The following is a 17,821-nucleotide window of genomic DNA, read 5'->3' as shown; positions in this document are numbered from 1 at the left end:
TCAGATCGCGAAGCCGAGCGCGCGCATCATGTCGCGCCCGTCGTCCGTGATCCGCTCCGGGGCCCACGGCGGCATCCATACCCAGTTGATGCGGAACCGGTCGACGACCTTGTCCAGCGCCTGGGCGGTCTGGTCCTCGAGCACGTCCGTGAGCGGGCAGCCGGCGCTGGTGAGCGTCATGTGGATGACGAGAGCATCGTTCTCGTCATCCCACGCGAGATCGTAGATGAGGCCGAGGTCGACGACGTTGATCCCGAGCTCGGGATCCATGACGTCCTTGAGTGCCTCGGTGACCTCGTCGTACTTCGCGTCGGTGAGGGTGGCTGTCATGCGATCAGCCTACGCCTCGACGGGGGCTGCAGGGTCGAGGAAACGGTCGTATCCCTCGTCCTCGAGCCGGTCGGCGAGCTCGGGGCCGCCCTCCTCGACGATCTTGCCCGCGACGACCACGTGCACGAAGTCGGGACGGATGTAGCGGAGGATGCGCGTGTAGTGCGTGATCAGCAGCACGCCGAGGCCCGTGGCCTCCTTGGCGCGGTTGACGCCCTCGGATACGATCTTGAGCGCGTCGACGTCGAGACCGGAGTCGGTCTCGTCGAGCACGGCGAACTTCGGCTGCAGGACCTCCAGCTGGAGGATCTCGTGGCGCTTCTTCTCGCCGCCCGAGAATCCCTCGTTGACGTTGCGCTGCGCGAACTTCGGGTCCATGCGCAGGTTCGCCATCGACGCCTTGACGTCCTTGGTCCACTGACGGATCGAGGGGGCCTCGCCGTCGAGCGCGGTCTTGGCGGTGCGCAGGAAGTTGGTGACCGTCACGCCGGGGATCTCCACCGGGTACTGCATCGCGAGGAACAGACCCGCGCGGGCGCGCTCGTCGACGCTCATCTCGAGGACGTCCTCGCCGTCGAACGTGATCGAGCCGGAGGTCACGGTGTACTTCGGGTGTCCGGCGATCGTGTAGGCGAGCGTGGACTTGCCCGAGCCGTTGGGGCCCATGATCGCGTGGGTCTCACCGGTCTTCATGGTGAGGGTGATTCCGTTGAGGATCGGGGTGGTCCCGGCCTCGGTCTCGACCGTCACGTGCAGGTCGCGGATTTCGAGAACAGACATTCAGACTTCCTTCGTCACAGTCGGGTCGATGAGCACGTCGTCGCCGTCGATCTCGACGACGTAGACCGGAACGGGCTCATAAGCGGGGAGGTTCTGGGGCTTGCCGGTGAGCAGGGAGAACGCCGAGCCGTGGGCCCAGCACTCGACCGTGTCACCCTCGACGAACCCCTCGGAGAGGGAGATGTCGCCGTGCGTGCAGGTGTCGCCGATGGCGTGGATGACGCCCTCGGAGTCCTTGATCACGGTGATCGGCACGCCGTTCGGCTCGACGCGGATCGGCGTGTCGAGCTCGAGCTCGTCGACGCCGCACACGCGCTCGGCGCTCACGCGTCGACCTCTGCCAGCTCGGCTTCGATCGCGGCGAGGAGCTCCTCCTCGAGGGCGGGGATGCCGAGACGCTGCACGATGTCGCTGAGGAAGCCGAGCACGACCAGGCGGCGCGCCTCCTCCTCGGTGATGCCGCGAGCCTGGAGGTAGAAGAGCTGCTCGTCGTCGAAGCGACCGGTCGCGCTCGCGTGGCCGGCGCCGACGATGTCGCCGGTCTCGATCTCGAGGTTCGGGATCGAGTCGGCGCGCGCGCCCTCGGTGAGCACGAGGTTGCGGTTCGCCTCGTAGGAGTCGGTGCCGGTCGCGTCCGGGCCGATCAGCACGTCGCCGATCCACACCGAGTGTGCGCTCTCGCCCTGCAGCGCGCCCTTGTAGAGAACGTCGCCCTTGGTGTGCGCGCCCTTGTGGTGCAGATAGACCTGGCTCTCGAGGTGCTGCCCGGCATCCGCATACGAGAGGCCGTACATGTAGCCCTCGGAGCCTGCGCCGGTGAGCTCGAGGCTCGGGTTCACGCGCACGACACCGCCGCCGAAGCTGATCACGAAGTGCTTGAGCGTGGCGTCGGCGCCGACCGTGGCCTGGTGCGCGGCCGCATGCACGGCGTCATCGTCCCAGCGCTGGAGGCTGATGACGGTGAGCGTCGCGCCGTCGCGGACGACGATCTCGACGTTCTGCGCGTACTGCGCCGAGCCGGAGTGGTCCAGCACGACCGTCGCGCGCGAGTGGGGCTGCGCCTCGATGAGGATCTGCCCGAACGCGCGCTTGTCGGCCCCGGCGCCCGTGATCGGCACGAGGACGGGCTCGTCGAGCTCCGCCTCAGCGGGCACCTGGATGTGCAGGCCGCGGGGACCGTGCTTCCATGCGAGCGCGCTCGGAAGATCCTCGGGGCGGAAGAACTCGCCGTACGCGTCTCCCTCGCCGGGCTGCAGGAGCGCCTCGACGGCGTCGAGGCCGTAGGTCACGGCATCCGCGTCTCCGGGCTCGTCGGTCAGGAGGCCCGAGAGCTTCGCGACCGGCGTGTGCTTCCAGTTGACCTCGCGCCCGGTGGGGGCGCCGAAGTCGGCCGGCTCGAACGAGTGCGGGCGCTCCGAGCGCGTCTGCACCGGCACGAAGCCGGCGTCGGCGACCTGGGCGGCGGGGTCCACGTGCGCGCTGGAGGAGCGCGACGCGGTGGGCGTCGTCGTGGGGGTCGTCATCTCAGCCGACCGATCCTTCCATGCCCATCTCGATGAGCTTGTTCAGTTCCATCGCGTACTCCATCGGCAGCTCGCGCGCGATCGGCTCGATGAAGCCGCGCACGATCATCGCCATCGCCTCGTCCTCGGGCATGCCGCGGGACTGCAGGTAGAAGAGCTGCTCCTCGCTGACCTTCGAGACCGTGGCCTCGTGGCCGAGCTGCACGTCGTCGACGCGGATGTCGATCGCCGGGTAGGTGTCCGACCGCGACTTGGTGTCGACGAGCAGGGCGTCGCAGCGCACGGTGTTCGCCGAGTGGTGGGCGTTTGCGTCGACGCGGACCTCGCCGCGGTAGCCTGTACGGCCGCCGCCGCGGGCGATCGACTTCGAGACGATCGACGACTGCGTGTACGGCGCCATGTGGATCATCTTCGCGCCGGCGTCCTGATGCTGACCGGGACCCGCGAAGGCGACGGAGAGCGTCTCGCCCTTGGCGTGCTCGCCCATCAGGTAGATCGACGGGTACTTCATGGTGACCTTGGAGCCGATGTTGCCGTCGACCCACTCCATGGTCGCGCCCTCGTGCGCGACGGCGCGCTTGGTGACGAGGTTGTAGACGTTGTTCGACCAGTTCTGGATCGTCGTGTAGCGCACGCGGGCGTTCTTCTTCACGATGATCTCGACGACGGCCGAGTGCAGCGAGTCCGACTTGTAGATCGGGGCCGTGCAGCCCTCGATGTAGTGGACGTAGCTGTCCTCGTCGGCGATGATCAACGTCCGCTCGAACTGGCCCATGTTCTCGGTGTTGATGCGGAAGTACGCCTGCAGCGGGATCTCCACGTGCACGCCCTTGGGGACGTACACGAAGGAGCCGCCCGACCAGACGGCGGTGTTCAGCGCGGCGAACTTGTTGTCGCCCGCGGGGATCACGGTGCCGAAGTACTCCTCGAAGAACTCGGGGTGCTCGCGCAGGGCCGTGTCGGTGTCCATGAAGATGACGCCCTGCTCCTCCAGGTCCTCGCGGATCTGGTGGTAGACGACCTCGGACTCGTACTGCGCGGCGACGCCGGCGACCAGGCGCTGGCGCTCGGCCTCGGGGATGCCGAGGCGCTCGTAGGTCTCGCGGATCTCCTCGGGGAGGTCCTCCCACGACTGCGCCTGCTTCTCGGTCGAGCGCACGAAGTACTTGATGTTGTCGAAGTCGATCTCGCTGAGGTCGGCGCCCCAGGTCGGCATCGGCTTGCGACCGAAGAGCTGGTATCCCTTGAGGCGGGTCTTCAGCATCCATTCGGGTTCGGTCTTGAGCGCCGAGATCCCTCGGACGACCTCCTCGGAGATCCCTCGCTGCGCGACGGCGCCTGCGGCGTCCTCATCGTGCCAGCCGAATTCGTACACCCCCAGACCATCGAGCTCCGGGCGGTCGATCAGCACATCCGACATCACACACTCTCCTCACAGGTCCCAAAACGGTTCATCCGCCCCGGCACACCTGATCCCCGTCGAGTCTGCGGGAGCTGGTGCCGTTGGTGGGCCCTCATCACCGGCGCTTCCATCGCGCCTAAACTGTTGTCGATGCCTCAGCGCGGTCAGCGCTCATCGCAACAATCCGATTCTACAGGTTCCGCCTGACGACAGGGCCGCCCGCCGTGTCCGCTGCGGTTCGGAGACACCAATGCCCGAGACCACCATCGCGTCCTCCTCCCCCGCGCTCGCACCGGCGTCCGCACGCGCCGACGTCTGGGGGCGGATGCTGCGGATCTTCGCGTGGCTGTCGTTCGTCACCGAGACGATCATCATCGGCACGGGCGGTGCCGTGCGCCTCACCGGGTCGGGCCTCGGATGCTCGGAGTGGCCGCTGTGCACCCCCGAGTCCCTCGTCCCGATCTACGCCGATCAGGGCGTGCACGGGCTGATCGAATTCGGGAACCGCCTGATGACGGGCGTGGTGGGCGTGATCGCCCTCGCCGTGGTGCTGCTCGTGCTCTACACGCTCGGCGGAGCCCGGACGCTCGTGCGCACGCTCTGGTTCGCGGTCGGCGGGATCGCCGCCGCAGCCGTCGCCTACCTCGCGGTTTCGCAGTTCTTCGAGCACGCGTTCCCCGTCGCGACCGGCGTCCTGCTGCTGGCCGTGATCGCCGCCGCGGTCTTCTCCACGCGCAGGGCGCCGGAGCGCCGCGACCTCTACGCGCTCGCATGGATCGTGCTGATCGGAGTCGTCGCTCAGGCGCTTGTCGGCGGCATCACGGTGCTCACGGGGCTGAACCCGTTCATCGTCGGGTTCCACTACACGTCCTCGCTGCTGCTGGTCTGCGTCACGGCGGCGTTCCTGTCGCGCCTGTACGCCGTGCCCGGTCCGCGCGAGCGCGTGGTGCCGACCTGGTTCATGATCCTCAGCCACGTCACCGGTCTCGCGCTCGCGGTCACGATCGTGTTCGGCGTGCTGACCACGGGATCCGGCCCGCATTCGGGCGACGCCGAGGTGCTGCGTCACGGCTTCGACGCCACCGTTCTGGCTCACGTGCACTCGTGGCCGGGCTACATCCTCGCAGCGCTCGTCCTCGCGATGACCGTCTCGGCCTGGGTGCTCAAGCTCGAGCCGCGGAAGTGGCTGCTCGTGCTCGTGATCGCGATCGTCGTGCAGGTCGGCGTAGGCGTGTGGCAGGCTCGCGAGGGCCTTCCGCCGCTGCTGGTCGGGATCCACATGGTGCTCGCCTCCCTGTCGGCGGCGACGTACACGCTCGTCGTACTACACCTCAAGAAGGCCAGGGCCGCGGTCGACGTCCCGATCCGCTGACTTCGTCCCGATCTGCGAGGCGATGACGGGATCCGATCAGCGGATCGGGTCGCCCACCGCAGATCGGGACAACGGCCGCACGGAGCCCCCACAGGTGACGCATAGGGCGCGCATCAGCCCCTCATCAGTCGCTCCTGCATCGTGGCGGGCATGAACAAGTCACTCACACGCAGCATCGGCTTCTGGCTCCTCCTCGTGCTCTCGCTCGCCACGACTGGAGTGGGCGGCTGGCTCGTCGCCGGCCAGGTCGGCTCGATGACCAGCACGCTGCTCGACAACACCGCGACGGGCGTGGACGTCTATGTGGGTCAGTCGCTGATCGTCGTGGGATCGGTGCTGCTGGGCGCCGGCATCATCGGCATCCTCCTCACCGTCGCACTCACCGCCGTGCAGGCGCTGCTGCCCGCCGCGGCGCCCGTGGTCGTCGAGCCGATCGACTGGACGGCGGAAGAGCCCGCGCCCGCCGAGGGCACGGAGGCACCGGTCACGGCAGAGACGGATGCCGAGAACGTCGAGGCGTCAGCGGACGAGGTCGTCGAGACGACCGACGACGAGGGATCTCAGAACGGCAGCAGCGGATCGACCGCGACCGCGACGAAGATCAGCGTCAAATAGGTGATCGAGGCGTGGAACACCCGCATGGGCCGCGCCTCGTTCCCCCGCACGGCCTGGTTGTACAGGCGGTGCGACTCGTAGATGAACCATCCGCCGAACACGAGGGCGGACACGGTGTAGACGAGGCCCATGTTCGCGATCGGGATCAGCAGCAGCGAGCAGGCGATGGTCGCCCAGGCGTAGAGGATGACCTGGAGGCCGACCTGCGAGGCGTTGCGGGTCACGCCGAGCATGGGCACGTCGACATCGTCGTAGTCGTCCTTGTACTTCATCGACAGCGGCCAATAGTGCGGCGGCGTCCACAGGAAGATCAGGGCGAACAGGATGAAGGCGGGCCAGTCGAGCGAACCGGTCACGGCCGACCACCCGATCAGCACGGGGAAGCATCCGGCGATGCCGCCCCAGATGATGTTCTGCTCGGTGCGCCGCTTGAGGATCATCGTGTAGATCACGACGTAGAAGAAGATCGCGAACGCCGAGAGCGATGCGGCCAGCCAGTTGGTCGTGACCAGAAGCCAGACGGTCGACAGGATCGCGAGCGTCCACGAGAAGACCAGGGCGCCACGCGGGGTGATCTCGCCCGTCACGAGGGGCCGGCTCGACGTGCGGTGCATGTGCGCGTCGATGTCGCGATCGAGGTACATGTTGAACGCCGCGGCGGATCCGGCGCTCATCGCACCGCCGATGACCGTGGCGAGCACGAGCCACATGTTGGGGAGGCCGCCCTGTGCGAGGAACATCACCGGCACGGTCGACACGAGCAGGAGTTCGAGGACGCGCGGCTTGGTGAGGGCGACGTACGCCTTCACGGTACGACCGAAGGTCTTCTTCACAACGGTCTGATCAGACATCGTCGAGATCTCGATCGCCTCCTCCACACACGTCACGACAGCTTTTCCAGTCTACGACACGCGCGAGGGCGGTCCGGGCACGGGTCTGCCCTGCGATTCGGCGTCTCGGCCTGTGGATAACGCGCACGGGGTGCACGCCGATCCGACTACCGTGACCGGATGCTCCTCCGACGCCGCCTCCCCCTCGTGGCTCTCAGCGTGCTCGCTCTCGGAGGGATGCTCGCGGGCTGCGCCCCTGATCCCGCTCCGACGCCGAGCCCGACACCAGCCTTCGCGAGCGACGAGGAGGCGTTCGCGGCCGCGGAAGAGGTGTACCGGGCGTACAACGACGCCCTAAACGACGTTGACTTCTCATCGCCCCGGACATTCGAAGGCGTGTATTCGCTGCTCACGGGCGAGATGAGCGCCTCAACGCGTGAGTCATTTAGCGCCTTTCACGCGGACGGAATCACTGTTACCGGAAGAACCGACTACTTCGACCTCGCTCCTGCGAACATCCGCGATCTTCGGACGAGCGTCACTATCAACGTCTGCGTGGATGTCAGTTCTGTTCACGTCTTCGCAGCGACGGGCGAATCGTTGGTGCCGCCGGACCGCCCAAGTATCCAGCCCATGAGCGTGACGCTCAAAGCCACCGGCGGTGATCTTCGTATCGCAACCCTTGAACCAGCGGCAGAAGTGTCATGCGAGCGATAGCACTGATCGTCGCGACATCGCTGCTCGCCTTCGCCGACGTGACCACATCTCGAGGGTGTGATGCTACGTCACCGTGGACCGGAGGCTGCACGACCGCAACCGACGGGTCCACGCTCACGATCTCGGGCACGAAGCAGCAACCCGGCACGCCACCGCCCGCGGGGAAACCTCGAAGCAAGAGCGACACCACCGCCCCGACCCCGGCCGACCCGCGATCCGAGTTGCAGCGGTGCATCGACGACTGGGAGTTCGCACGCTGCTTCGAGCTCATACCCAATCGGCCGAACGTCCCCTCCGCTCCCCCGTCACTGCCGACGGTCACGATCGCCGACCTCGCCCAGTTCGCGCCGCCTCCGGTCGCCGCGACCGCCGAACCCGGCGATGTCGCGATCGTCGGCATGCCCGCGAACTTCGTGAGCGCCGCATCGACGCAGACCGTGTCGGGCACTCTGTTCGGCGTGGCGATCACGGTGCGCTTCACTCCCGTCGCCTACGACTACACCTACGGCGACGGCACCGCGACGACACGCGACGCGCCCGGGCGCACCTGGGCGGAACTCGGACAAGCGCAGTTCACGACGACACCCACGAGCCACGTTTACCGAGAGCGGGGCACCTACCGAGCCGACGTCGACGTGCGGTATGCGGCGGAGGTCGATCTCGGCACCGGATGGCTTCCGGTGGCCGGAGAACTCCGCACGGACGGGCCCGGCCGCGACATCCGCGTGCTCGAGGCGCGGACGGCACTGGTGGCGCACACCTGCGCGGAGAATCCGGGCGCCCCCGGCTGCTGAGGCATCGCGTTCCACGCCGCATGGGACGCGATTCCACGGCATCCGATTTCGCTCCTCCAAGAGGGAATTACCCGACTCCTCCCACGTTGTAAAGGGAGGAAACGGGGTCGACCCCCGGCGCTATGCTGGGGGGACTCGCGCGCCCAGCGCACATTCACCTTTCTCCGTGACGAAGCGGACCGATGCTGCGGCCAGGGCGCTATCGAACTGTTGAAGAAGGGCTTCACCGTGTCGGAATTGCAGTGGGATGAGATCGATCGGCGCGCGGTGGACACCGCTCGCGTGCTGGCTGCGGACGCCGTGGAGAAGGTCGGCAACGGCCACCCCGGCACCGCGATGAGCCTGGCTCCCGCCGCGTACCTGCTGTACCAGCGCGTGCTCCGTCACGACCCGACCGACGTCGACTGGCTCGGCCGCGACCGCTTCATCCTGTCCGCCGGTCACTCCTCGCTCACGCAGTACGTGCAGCTCTACCTGGGCGGCTTCGGACTGGAGCTCAGCGACCTCGAGGCGCTGCGCACCTGGGGCTCGCTCACGCCGGGCCACCCCGAGTACGGCCACACCAAGGGCGTCGAGATCACGACCGGCCCGCTCGGTCAAGGCCTCGCCTCGGCCGTCGGCTTCGCTTACGCCGCCCGCTACGAGCGCGGGCTGTTCGATCCGGAGGCCGCCGAGGGCACCAGCCCGTTCGACCACTTTGTCTACGTCGTCGCGGGCGACGGCGACCTGCAGGAGGGCGTGACCAGCGAGGCGGGTTCGCTCGCCGGTCACCAGCAGCTCGGCAACCTGATCGCGATCTACGACTCGAACCAGATCTCCATCGAGGACGACACGAACGTCGCGTTCACCGAGGACGTCGCGAAGCGCTACGAGGCCTACGGCTGGCAGGTGCAGACGGTCGACTGGAAGAAGTCCGGCGAGTACGTCGAGGACGTCGCCGAGCTCTACGCCGCGATCGAGGCCGCGAAGGGCGAGACCTCCAAGCCGTCGCTCATCATCCTCAAGACCATCATCGGCTGGCCGTCGCCCGGCAAGCAGAACTCCGGCAAGATCCATGGCTCGGCCCTCGGCGCCGACGAGCTCGCCGCCACGAAGAAGGTCCTCGGCTTCGACCCCGAGAAGAACTTCGTCGTCGCCGACGACGTGATCGAGCACACCCGCGGGCTGGCCACCCGTGCCGCCGAGGAGCGCGCCGCCTGGCAGAAGTCGTTCGACGCCTGGGCCGCCGCGAACCCCGAGCGCAAGGCTCTGCTCGACCGCCTCGAGGCCGGCGACCTGCCCGAGGGCATCGCCTCCGCGCTGCCCGTGTTCGAGAGCGGCAAGGACGTCTCGACCCGCGCCGCCTCCGGTCAGGTCATCAACGCCCTCGCCGCCGAGCTCCCCGAGCTCTGGGGCGGATCGGCCGACCTCGCCGAGTCGAACCTCACGACCATCAAGAACGCCAAGTCGTTCATCCCCGCCGAGTGGTCCACCCACGAGTGGTCGGGCAGCCCCTACGGCCGCGTGCTGCACTTCGGCATCCGCGAGCACGCCATGGGCGCGATCGTCAACGGCATCGTCCTGCACGGCAAGACCCGCGCGTTCGGCGGCACGTTCCTCATCTTCAGCGACTACATGCGCCCGCCGGTGCGTCTCGCCGCCCTGATGAACGTCCCCAGCATCTTCGTCTGGACGCACGACTCCGTCGCCCTCGGCGAGGACGGACCCACGCACCAGCCGATCGAGCAGCTCGCGACGCTCCGCGCGATCCCGAACTTCACGCTCGTGCGCCCGGCCGACGCGAACGAGACCGCCGCCGCATGGCTCGAGATCCTGCGCCGCACCGCGGGCCCCGCCGGCATCGCGCTGACCCGTCAGAACATCCCGGTGTTCGAGCGCGGCGAGGGCGCGGCATCCGGAGACGTGTTCGCTTCGGCAGACAACGTCTCGAAGGGCGCGTACGTGCTCGCCGAGGCTCCGAACGGCACGCCCGACGCGATCATCGTCGCGACGGGCTCCGAGGTGCAGCTCGCGGTCAACGCACGGGCCGAGCTCGCGAAGGAGGGCGTCAACGTCCGCGTCGTCTCCGCTCCCTCGCTCGAGTGGTTCGACGAGCAGGATGCCGAGTACCGCGAGTCCGTGCTGCCGAAGAGCGTCACGGCCCGCGTCTCCGTCGAGGCCGGCTCCGTGCTGAGCTGGCGCGGCATCGTCGGCGACCGCGGCCGCTCGGTCGGCATCGACCACTTCGGCGCCTCCGCCGACTACAAGACCCTGTTCGAGAAGTTCGGGATCACCACCGAGGCCGTCGTCGCGGCCACGCGCGAGACCCTGGCCGAGAACGCCAACTGATCAAGGAGAACTCATGAGCACCCCCACCGCAGACCTCGCCGCCGCCGGCGTCAGCATCTGGCTCGACGACCTGTCGCGCACGCGCATCTCCTCCGGCAACCTGCAGCAGCTGATCGACACCAAGAACGTCGTCGGCGTCACCACGAACCCGACGATCTTCGCGAACGCGATCACGAACAAGAACGACACGTCGTACGACGCGCAGCTCAGCGAGCTGGCCGCGTCGGGCACGAGCGCAGAGGATGCCGTCTTCGCGGCGACCACGCAGGACGTCGCCGACGCGCTCGATGTCTTCCGCCCCGTGTGGGAGGCCACGAACCACGTCGACGGCCGCGTCTCGATCGAGGTCTCCCCCGACCTCGCGCACGACACCGAGGGCACGGTCGCCTCGGCGAAGCAGCTGTGGGAGAAGATCGACCGTCCGAACCTGCTCGTCAAGATCCCCGCGACCAAGGCGGGCCTCCCCGCCATCGCCGAGGCCATCGGCGCCGGCATCAGCGTCAACGTCACGCTGATCTTCAGCCTCGAGCGCTACGCCGAGGTCATCGAGGCGTACCTCTCCGGTCTCGAGACCGCCAAGGCCGCCGGCATCGACCTCTCCACGATCCACTCGGTGGCGTCGTTCTTCGTGTCGCGCGTCGACACCGAGACCGACAAGCGCCTCGACGCCATCGGCAGCGACGAGGCCGCGGCTCTCAAGGGCAAGGCAGGACTCGCGAACGCTCGTCTCGCCTACGAGCTGTTCGAGAAGACGTTCGCCGAGAAGCGCGCGCAGGACCTCCTCTCGGCAGGCGCGAACCTCCAGCGTCCGCTCTGGGCGTCGACCGGCGTCAAGGACCCGAACCTCCCCGACACCCTGTACGTGACCGAGCTCGTCGCCGCAGGCGTCGTCAACACGATGCCCGAGAAGACGCTGGACGCCACGTTCGACCACGGTGAGATCACCGGCGACACCATCACCGGCGGTTACGCCGAGGCCCACAAGGTCTTCGACGAGCTCGCCGCCGTCGGCATCGACCTCACCGACGTCACCCAGGTGCTCGAGGACGAGGGCGTCGCCAAGTTCATCGACTCCTGGCACGATCTGCTCGGTCAGGTGACCGAGGCGCTGGAGGCCCAGCGATGACATTCGCGATCCACGCGTCGGGCCCGGCGCGTGTCGCGATCGACGAGACCGTCCCGGCTCTCGTCCGCGACCTGGTCGCCTCACGCCTCACCGGCGGCGACTCCACCCTGTGGGGTCCCGCCGCGGAGGCCGAGGCGGCGATCAGGCTCGGATGGGTCGACGCGGTCTCCGTGTCGCGTCCGCTCGTCCCCGAGATCGTCGCGCTGCGCGACGAGCTGCGCGCCCAGGGCGTGACGCGGGTCGTGCTCGCCGGTATGGGCGGTTCGTCGCTCGCTCCCGAGGTCATCGCGCAGACCGCCGGAGTGCCGCTCACGATCCTCGACTCCACGGCCCCGGGCCAGGTGCTCTCCGCGCTCGACGACGGCCTGCAGGAGACGGTTCTCGTCGTCTCCTCCAAGTCCGGCTCGACCGTCGAGACCGATTCGCAGCGCCGCACGTTCGAAGCCGCGTTCCGCGACCTCGGGATCGACCCCGTCTCGCGCATCGTCGTCGTCACCGACCCCGGATCGCCGCTGGACGCCTCGGCCCGTGAGGCCGGTTACCGCGTGTTCAACGCCGACCCGAACGTGGGCGGCCGTTACTCGGCGCTCACCGCATTCGGCCTGGTCCCCTCCGGGCTGGCGGGAGTCGACATCGACGAGCTCCTGAACGAGGCCGAGGCGTCGCTGCTCGAGGTCGCGGTCGACTCCGCCGAGAACCCCGCGCTGCGCCTGGCTGCCGCGATCGCTGCGACCTCGCCGAGACGCGACAAGCTCGGTCTGGTCACGGACGGCACCCACATCAAGGGGCTGCCGGACTGGATCGAGCAGCTGATCGCCGAATCGACCGGCAAGGACGCCACCGGCATCCTCCCGGTCGTGCTGCTCCCGGTCTCCCCCGAGCTCGACTCCGTACCCGCCGACCTGCAGATCGTCCGACTGGTCGACGACGCGGACGAGTTCCATATCCGCGAGCGCCACCAGGGCGAGATCCTCGTGAGCGGCACTCTCGGCGCGCAGTTCCTCGTCTGGGAGTACGCCACCGCGATCGCCGGTCACCTGCTCGGCATCGACCCGTTCGACCAGCCGGACGTCGAGTCGGCGAAGGTCGCCGCGCGCGGCCTGCTCGATGCGCGCCCCGAGCCCACCACCCCGGTGTTCGTCGAGAACGGCGTCGAGGTGCGCGTGTCCGATCCCGTGCTGGCCGCATCCGGCACGATCGAGGGAGTGATGGATGCGCTCTGGGCTCGCCTCGCCGACGACGGCTATGTGTCGATCCAGGCGTACGTGAACCGTCTCGACCTCCCGCAGCTCCAGGGCCTCCGCGAACTCGTCGCCGCCGATTCCGGCCGTCCGACGACGTTCGGCTGGGGACCGCGCTTCCTCCACTCGACCGGCCAGTTCCACAAGGGCGGTCCCGCGCAGGGCGTGTACCTCCAGATCCTGGAGCGCACCGACGTGGATCTCGAGATCCCCGAGCGTCCGTTCACGTTCGGACAGCTCATCGAGGCGCAGGCAGCCGGCGACGCCGGTGTCCTCGCCGAGCACGGCCGCCCGGTCGTCACTCTGACGATCACCGACTCGTCGGCCGACGTGCTCGCCCTCTTCGAAGCAGCTCAGAAGTAACAGCCAGGAGAATCACCCGCTGATGTCCGTTCCCATCTCGCGCGCGCACAACCCGCTGCGCGACCCCGACGATCGTCGTCTCAACCGGATCGCAGGGCCCAGCGCCCTCGTGATCTTCGGCGTGACCGGAGACCTCTCCCGCAAGAAGCTCATGCCGGCCGTGTACGACCTGGCCAATCGCGGACTGCTGCCGCCCGGGTTCGCGCTCGTCGGGTTCGCCCGCCGCGACTGGGAGGACCAGGACTTCGCGCAGGTCGTGTACGACGCGGTCAAGCAGCACGCCCGCACGCCGTTCCGCGAGGAGACGTGGGCGCAGCTGCTGCAGGGAATCCGGTTCGTGTCGGGCGAGTTCGACAACCCGGAGTCCTTCCGCAAGCTCCGTGAGACCGTCGAGAAGCTCGACGTCGAGCGCGGCACGATGGGCAATCACGCCTACTACCTGTCGATTCCGCCGAAGGACTTCCCGCTCGTCGCGAAGCAGCTCAAGGACTCGGGTCTCGTCGGCGAGGATGCGGACGACGACGAGCACTGGCGACGTGTGGTCATCGAGAAGCCGTTCGGTCACGACCTGGATTCCGCTCGTGCCCTGAACGCCGCGCTCGAGGTCGCCTTCCCCGCCGACTCGATCTTCCGCATCGACCACTACCTCGGCAAGGAGACGGTGCAGAACATCCTGGCGCTGCGCTTCGCCAACGAGCTGTACGAGCCGATCTGGAACCGCAACTACGTCGACCACGTGCAGATCACGATGGCCGAGGACATCGGAGTCGGCGGTCGTGCCGGATACTACGACGGCATCGGCGCGGCTCGCGACGTCATCCAGAACCACCTGCTGCAGCTCCTCGCCCTCACGGCGATGGAGGAGCCCATCAGCCTCTCGGCCGAGCATCTGCGCGCCGAGAAGGAGAAGGTGCTGGCGGCCGTGCACGTGCCTGACGACCTCTCCCTCGCCACGGCGCGCGGTCAGTACGCCGGCGGATGGCAGGGTGGCGAGCAGGTCACCGGCTTCCTCGACGAGGAGGGCATGGACCCGCAGTCCGCGACCGAGACCTACGCGGCGATCAAGCTCGAGATCGACACCCGCCGCTGGGCCGGTGTGCCGTTCTACCTGCGCACGGGTAAGCGCCTGGGCCGCCGCGTGACCGAGGTCGCCGTCGTGTTCAAGCGCGCTCCCGAGCACCTGTTCGGCCGGTCCAACACCACCGAACTCGGCCAGAACGCGCTCGTGATCCGCGTGCAGCCCGATGAGGGCGTGACCATCCGGTTCGGATCGAAGGTGCCGGGCAACGGCACGAACGTGCGCGACGTCACCATGGACTTCGGTTACGGCCACGCGTTCACCGAGGCGAGCCCCGAGGCGTACGAGCGACTCATCCTCGATGTGCTCCTCGGCGACCCGCCCCTGTTCCCGCGCCACGAGGAGGTCGAGCTCTCCTGGAAGATCCTCGACCCGGTGGAGAAGTTCTGGGCGGCCGAAGGCGGCCCCGTGGATCAGTACGCACCCGGTTCGTGGGGTCCGGCATCCGCCGACGACCTCCTGGCCCGCGACGGACGAGTCTGGAGACGACCGTGATCATCGACCTTCCCGACACGACCGTCAGCCAGGTCGCCAAGCAGCTCGTCAAGGTGCGCGAAGAGGGCGGCGCGGTCGCCCTCGGACGCGTCCTCACGCTCGTGATCTCGGCGCGCAACGGCGTCGCCGAGGCCGCCATCGACGCCGCGAACGACGCTTCGCGCGAGCACCCGATGCGTGTCATCGTGCTCACCACGGGCGACGGCGAAGCCCGCCTCGACGCGCAGATCCGCGTCGGCGGCGACGCCGGAGCGAGCGAGGTCGTGGTGCTGCGCGCCTACGGCGCGGCCGCCAGCAACGAGGAGAGCCTCCTCACCGGTCTGCTGCTCCCCGATGCGCCCGTGGTCGCCTGGTGGCCGGAGGAGGCTCCCACCTCCCCCGCGACCTCGCCGCTCGGACGCATCGCTCAGCGCCGGATCACGGATGCCGCAACGTCGCCCGATGTGCGCGACCGTCTGGCGCTCCTGGGCCGCACACACGCCCCCGGAGACACCGACCTCGCGTGGACGCGTCTGACGCACTGGCGCGAGCAGCTCGCCGCCGTGCTGGACCAGCCGCCGTACGAGGAGGTCACGGGCGTCGAGGTCCGCGGAGCCTCCGCCTCGCCGTCCACGGCACTCCTCGCCGCCTGGCTGCAGATGGCGCTCGACGTGCCGGTGAAGTGGTCGTACGAGAACCCGAAGAACTGGGAGGAGGGCATCAAGTCGGTGCGTCTCACCCGTGCCTCCGGTGACATCCTTCTCGAGCGTCCGGCCCCGGGCGACGCCGTGCTCACGCAGCCCGGTCAGCCCGACCACGACCTGCACCTGCCACGACGCACCCTGCGCGAGTGCCTCGCCGAGGAGCTCCGCCGTCTCGATCCCGACGTCCTGTACGGTCGAGTGATCACCGAGGGCTGGGAGAAGCTGGGTCCGCCCGAGACAGGAGCATGATGTCGTCGCAGTCAGCGTCCGCAGAGAAGCGGGTCGTGATCGAGTCCACTCCCGCCGCCGTCGCCGAGCGGGTCGCGGACCGCTTCCTGACACGGCTCCGTGCACGTACGCGCAACGGCCGTATCGCCCACGTCGCCCTCACCGGCGGCTCGATGGGCGGTGCGGTCCTGCGCGCCACGCTCGAGCATCCGCGTTCGGCGACGATCGACTGGTCCCTCGTGCACTTCTGGTGGGGCGACGAGCGCTTCGTCGCCCGCGACCACGCCGACCGCAACGCCGTCCAGTCCCGTGCGGCGCTCCTGGACCACATCGACGTACCCGCCGAGAACGTGCACGAGGTCGCGGCCGCCGACGAGGGCCTGACCCTCGACGAGGCCGCCGCGGCCTACGAGGCGGAGCTCGCTCGCTACGGCACGGACGAGCATCCGTGGCCCTCCTTCGCCGTGTGCTTCCTCGGTGTCGGACCGGACGGGCACATCGCCTCCCTCTTCCCCGACCGTCCCGAGGTCACCGTGACGGATGCCGCCGCACTCCCCGTGCGGAACTCTCCCAAGCCGCCGCCCGAGCGCGTGACGCTCACGCGTCCGGTGCTGAACGCGTCCAAGCGTGTCTGGCTCGTCCTCACGGGCGCGGACAAGGCGTCGGCTCTCGGCCTCGCGCTTGCGGGTGCGAGCTATGCCAGCGTGCCCGCCGCGGGTGCGAAGGGGCGCAAGCGCACCGTCTTCTTCGTTGATGAGGCGGCCGCGTCCGAGGTGTCGCCGGATCTGATCGACTCGGCCTACTGACGGACGTCGACCGGGCCACGTCGACCGGGCCCGCTCAGGGGCCAGCCGGGGTCAGCCGCGGTCCGGCCGATCAGGACTCGCCGTCGGCGGCAGCCGGACGGTCGGAGGAGTCCGCAGAGTCGCTCCCCCGCACGATCGGAAGCTCCTGGCTCTCGCTGAGCACCTGCGGGTGATAGCGCGCCAGGCCGACGACGCCCCAGACGGCGATGGCTCCCGCGACGCCGAAGATCACGAGCACCCACGGCGGAGCAGCCGCAGCCTCGCCGAGCACGACCATGCCGATGAGCACGGCGATGAGGGGGTCGACCACCGTGAGACCTGCGATCACGAGGTCCGGTGGGCCCGAGCTGTACGCGGTCTGCACGAAGTAGGCGCCGACGGCTCCGGCCGCGATCAGGGCGATCAGGCAGACGAGCGTGATCCACTCGAAGTTGCCGGCCTCGATCCGGCTGATGATGGCCTTGGCGAGCGTGGCTACGAAGCCGTAGAGGATGCCGGCGCCGATCACGTAGAACAGCGCGCGCATGCGGCGTCGTAGAACCAGCCAGCAGGCTCCGAGCACGATGATGACGACCAGCAGGATCGCGAGGATCGTGAAGAGCTCGCTGTCGCCGATCTTCTTCTCGGTCGCGAAGAGCGCGGCGAAGGAGACGAAGAGGAAGATGCCGCCGACGCAGCAGACGATCGCCGTGATCGACTGCCGGGTGGGCGAATGGCCGGAGATGCGCGCGTTGAGCAGCGTCGTGATGACGAGGGCGATCGCTCCGAGCGGCTGCACCACGATCAGCGGAGCCTGGGAGAGCGCGGCGAGCTGGCAGACGATCGCGAGACCGAGCATGAGCGTGCCGATGAGCCAGGACGGACGCGTGAGGAGTGCTTTGAGCTGCCCGCCGCTGAGACCGTTCGTGCCCTGGGCACCGCTCAGTCGCTCGACCTTCTCCACTCCCCGATGCTGGTATTGCGCACCGAGGGACATGAACACGGCACCCGCGAGGGCGAGCGGAATGCCCAGGAGCAGCTTGGGGTTCTGGAAGACACCGACCAGCTGGTCGGTGATGTCTTCAGCCCCAGTCATCCACACCGCAATGCTCACATCACGACCCTACCCGC

Annotated in this window: 17 protein-coding genes; 10 read left to right on the top strand and 7 right to left on the bottom strand. The window is 68.5% G+C overall.

The features are described from left to right. From MRBLMX7_RS18150 to sufB, 5 genes are read right to left on the bottom strand one after another with little or no spacing between them, the layout of a single operon-like run. A complete protein-coding gene (locus MRBLMX7_RS18150) occupies positions 1-330 on the bottom strand; it encodes a metal-sulfur cluster assembly factor (RefSeq protein ID WP_363370624.1) in 330 nt (109 codons plus the stop codon). A gap of 9 nt (positions 331-339) precedes the next feature. Continuing rightward, the gene (gene sufC, locus MRBLMX7_RS18145) at positions 340-1,110 is read right to left on the bottom strand and encodes a Fe-S cluster assembly ATPase SufC (protein ID WP_050720743.1); all 771 of its coding nucleotides are present in this window, start codon (positions 1,108-1,110) and stop codon (positions 340-342) included. Then, entirely contained in the window at positions 1,111-1,437 is a 327-nt protein-coding gene (locus tag MRBLMX7_RS18140) for a non-heme iron oxygenase ferredoxin subunit (protein WP_050720742.1), read from the bottom strand. Then, positions 1,434-2,633 carry a Fe-S cluster assembly protein SufD gene (gene sufD / locus MRBLMX7_RS18135; protein WP_363370622.1) on the bottom strand — a complete coding sequence of 400 codons (1,200 nt, stop codon included), beginning with the start codon at positions 2,631-2,633 and terminating at the stop codon, positions 1,434-1,436. Before sufD ends, MRBLMX7_RS18140 begins: the two co-directional genes overlap by 4 nt. 1 nt (position 2,634) lies before the next feature. Further along, on the bottom strand, positions 2,635-4,053 hold the full coding sequence (gene sufB / locus MRBLMX7_RS18130) for a Fe-S cluster assembly protein SufB (protein ID WP_363370620.1): 1,419 nt from the start codon (positions 4,051-4,053) through the stop codon (positions 2,635-2,637). Between the two features lie 232 nt (positions 4,054-4,285). Between sufB and MRBLMX7_RS18125 the strand changes: the two genes are divergently transcribed. Both MRBLMX7_RS18125 and MRBLMX7_RS18120 read left to right on the top strand, forming a co-directional pair. Further along, positions 4,286-5,407 (top strand): COX15/CtaA family protein, encoded by a 1,122-nt coding sequence (locus MRBLMX7_RS18125; RefSeq protein ID WP_363370618.1) that lies wholly within the window; start codon positions 4,286-4,288, stop codon positions 5,405-5,407. Between the two features lie 150 nt (positions 5,408-5,557). Further along, on the top strand, positions 5,558-6,022 hold the full coding sequence (locus MRBLMX7_RS18120; protein ID WP_363370616.1) for a hypothetical protein: 465 nt from the start codon (positions 5,558-5,560) through the stop codon (positions 6,020-6,022). On the opposite strand, the gene MRBLMX7_RS18115 is transcribed toward MRBLMX7_RS18120, so the two are convergent. Continuing rightward, positions 5,968-6,882 carry a heme o synthase gene (locus tag MRBLMX7_RS18115; protein WP_414685154.1) on the bottom strand — a complete coding sequence of 305 codons (915 nt, stop codon included), beginning with the start codon at positions 6,880-6,882 and terminating at the stop codon, positions 5,968-5,970. The two genes, MRBLMX7_RS18120 and MRBLMX7_RS18115, sit on opposite strands and share 55 nt — an antisense overlap. 150 nt (positions 6,883-7,032) lie before the next feature. On the opposite strand from MRBLMX7_RS18115, the gene MRBLMX7_RS18110 reads away from it, so the two are divergent. From MRBLMX7_RS18110 to pgl, 8 genes are all read left to right on the top strand, one after another. After that, complete coding sequence (locus tag MRBLMX7_RS18110; protein WP_363370614.1) at positions 7,033-7,569, top strand: hypothetical protein; 537 nt, start codon at positions 7,033-7,035, stop codon at positions 7,567-7,569. A gap of 221 nt (positions 7,570-7,790) precedes the next feature. Then, positions 7,791-8,363, top strand: coding sequence for a hypothetical protein (locus MRBLMX7_RS18105; RefSeq protein WP_363370612.1), 573 nt, complete (start codon positions 7,791-7,793; stop codon positions 8,361-8,363). A 228-nt stretch (positions 8,364-8,591) separates the two neighbouring features. Then, positions 8,592-10,691 (top strand): transketolase, encoded by a 2,100-nt coding sequence (gene tkt / locus MRBLMX7_RS18100; protein ID WP_363370610.1) that lies wholly within the window; start codon positions 8,592-8,594, stop codon positions 10,689-10,691. A gap of 13 nt (positions 10,692-10,704) precedes the next feature. Continuing rightward, positions 10,705-11,817, top strand: coding sequence for a transaldolase (gene tal / locus MRBLMX7_RS18095; protein WP_363370608.1), 1,113 nt, complete (start codon positions 10,705-10,707; stop codon positions 11,815-11,817). After that, entirely contained in the window at positions 11,814-13,421 is a 1,608-nt protein-coding gene (locus MRBLMX7_RS18090; protein ID WP_363370606.1) for a glucose-6-phosphate isomerase, read from the top strand. The genes tal and MRBLMX7_RS18090 overlap by 4 nt, the downstream gene beginning before the upstream one ends. Positions 13,422-13,443: 22 nt before the next feature. Further along, complete coding sequence (gene zwf / locus MRBLMX7_RS18085; protein WP_050720736.1) at positions 13,444-14,994, top strand: glucose-6-phosphate dehydrogenase; 1,551 nt, start codon at positions 13,444-13,446, stop codon at positions 14,992-14,994. Beyond that, on the top strand, positions 14,991-15,926 hold the full coding sequence (locus MRBLMX7_RS18080) for a glucose-6-phosphate dehydrogenase assembly protein OpcA (RefSeq protein WP_050720735.1): 936 nt from the start codon (positions 14,991-14,993) through the stop codon (positions 15,924-15,926). The genes zwf and MRBLMX7_RS18080 overlap by 4 nt, the downstream gene beginning before the upstream one ends. Further along, positions 15,926-16,711: a 6-phosphogluconolactonase gene (gene pgl, locus MRBLMX7_RS18075; protein ID WP_363370603.1), complete on the top strand. Its 786-nt coding sequence runs from the start codon at positions 15,926-15,928 to the stop codon at positions 16,709-16,711. Before MRBLMX7_RS18080 ends, pgl begins: the two co-directional genes overlap by 1 nt. A gap of 70 nt (positions 16,712-16,781) precedes the next feature. On the opposite strand, the gene MRBLMX7_RS18070 is transcribed toward pgl, so the two are convergent. Continuing rightward, positions 16,782-17,786, bottom strand: a complete 1,005-nt coding sequence (locus tag MRBLMX7_RS18070) for a DMT family transporter (RefSeq protein ID WP_363370601.1) — start codon at positions 17,784-17,786, stop codon at positions 16,782-16,784. Positions 17,787-17,821: the final 35 nt, after the last annotated feature.

The organism is Microbacterium sp. LMX7-1.2, assembly GCF_040675935.1.
In the GTDB taxonomy this organism is placed as follows: Bacteria; Actinomycetota; Actinomycetes; order Actinomycetales; family Microbacteriaceae; genus Microbacterium.
This window is presented reverse-complemented; position numbering and strand designations above follow the sequence as displayed.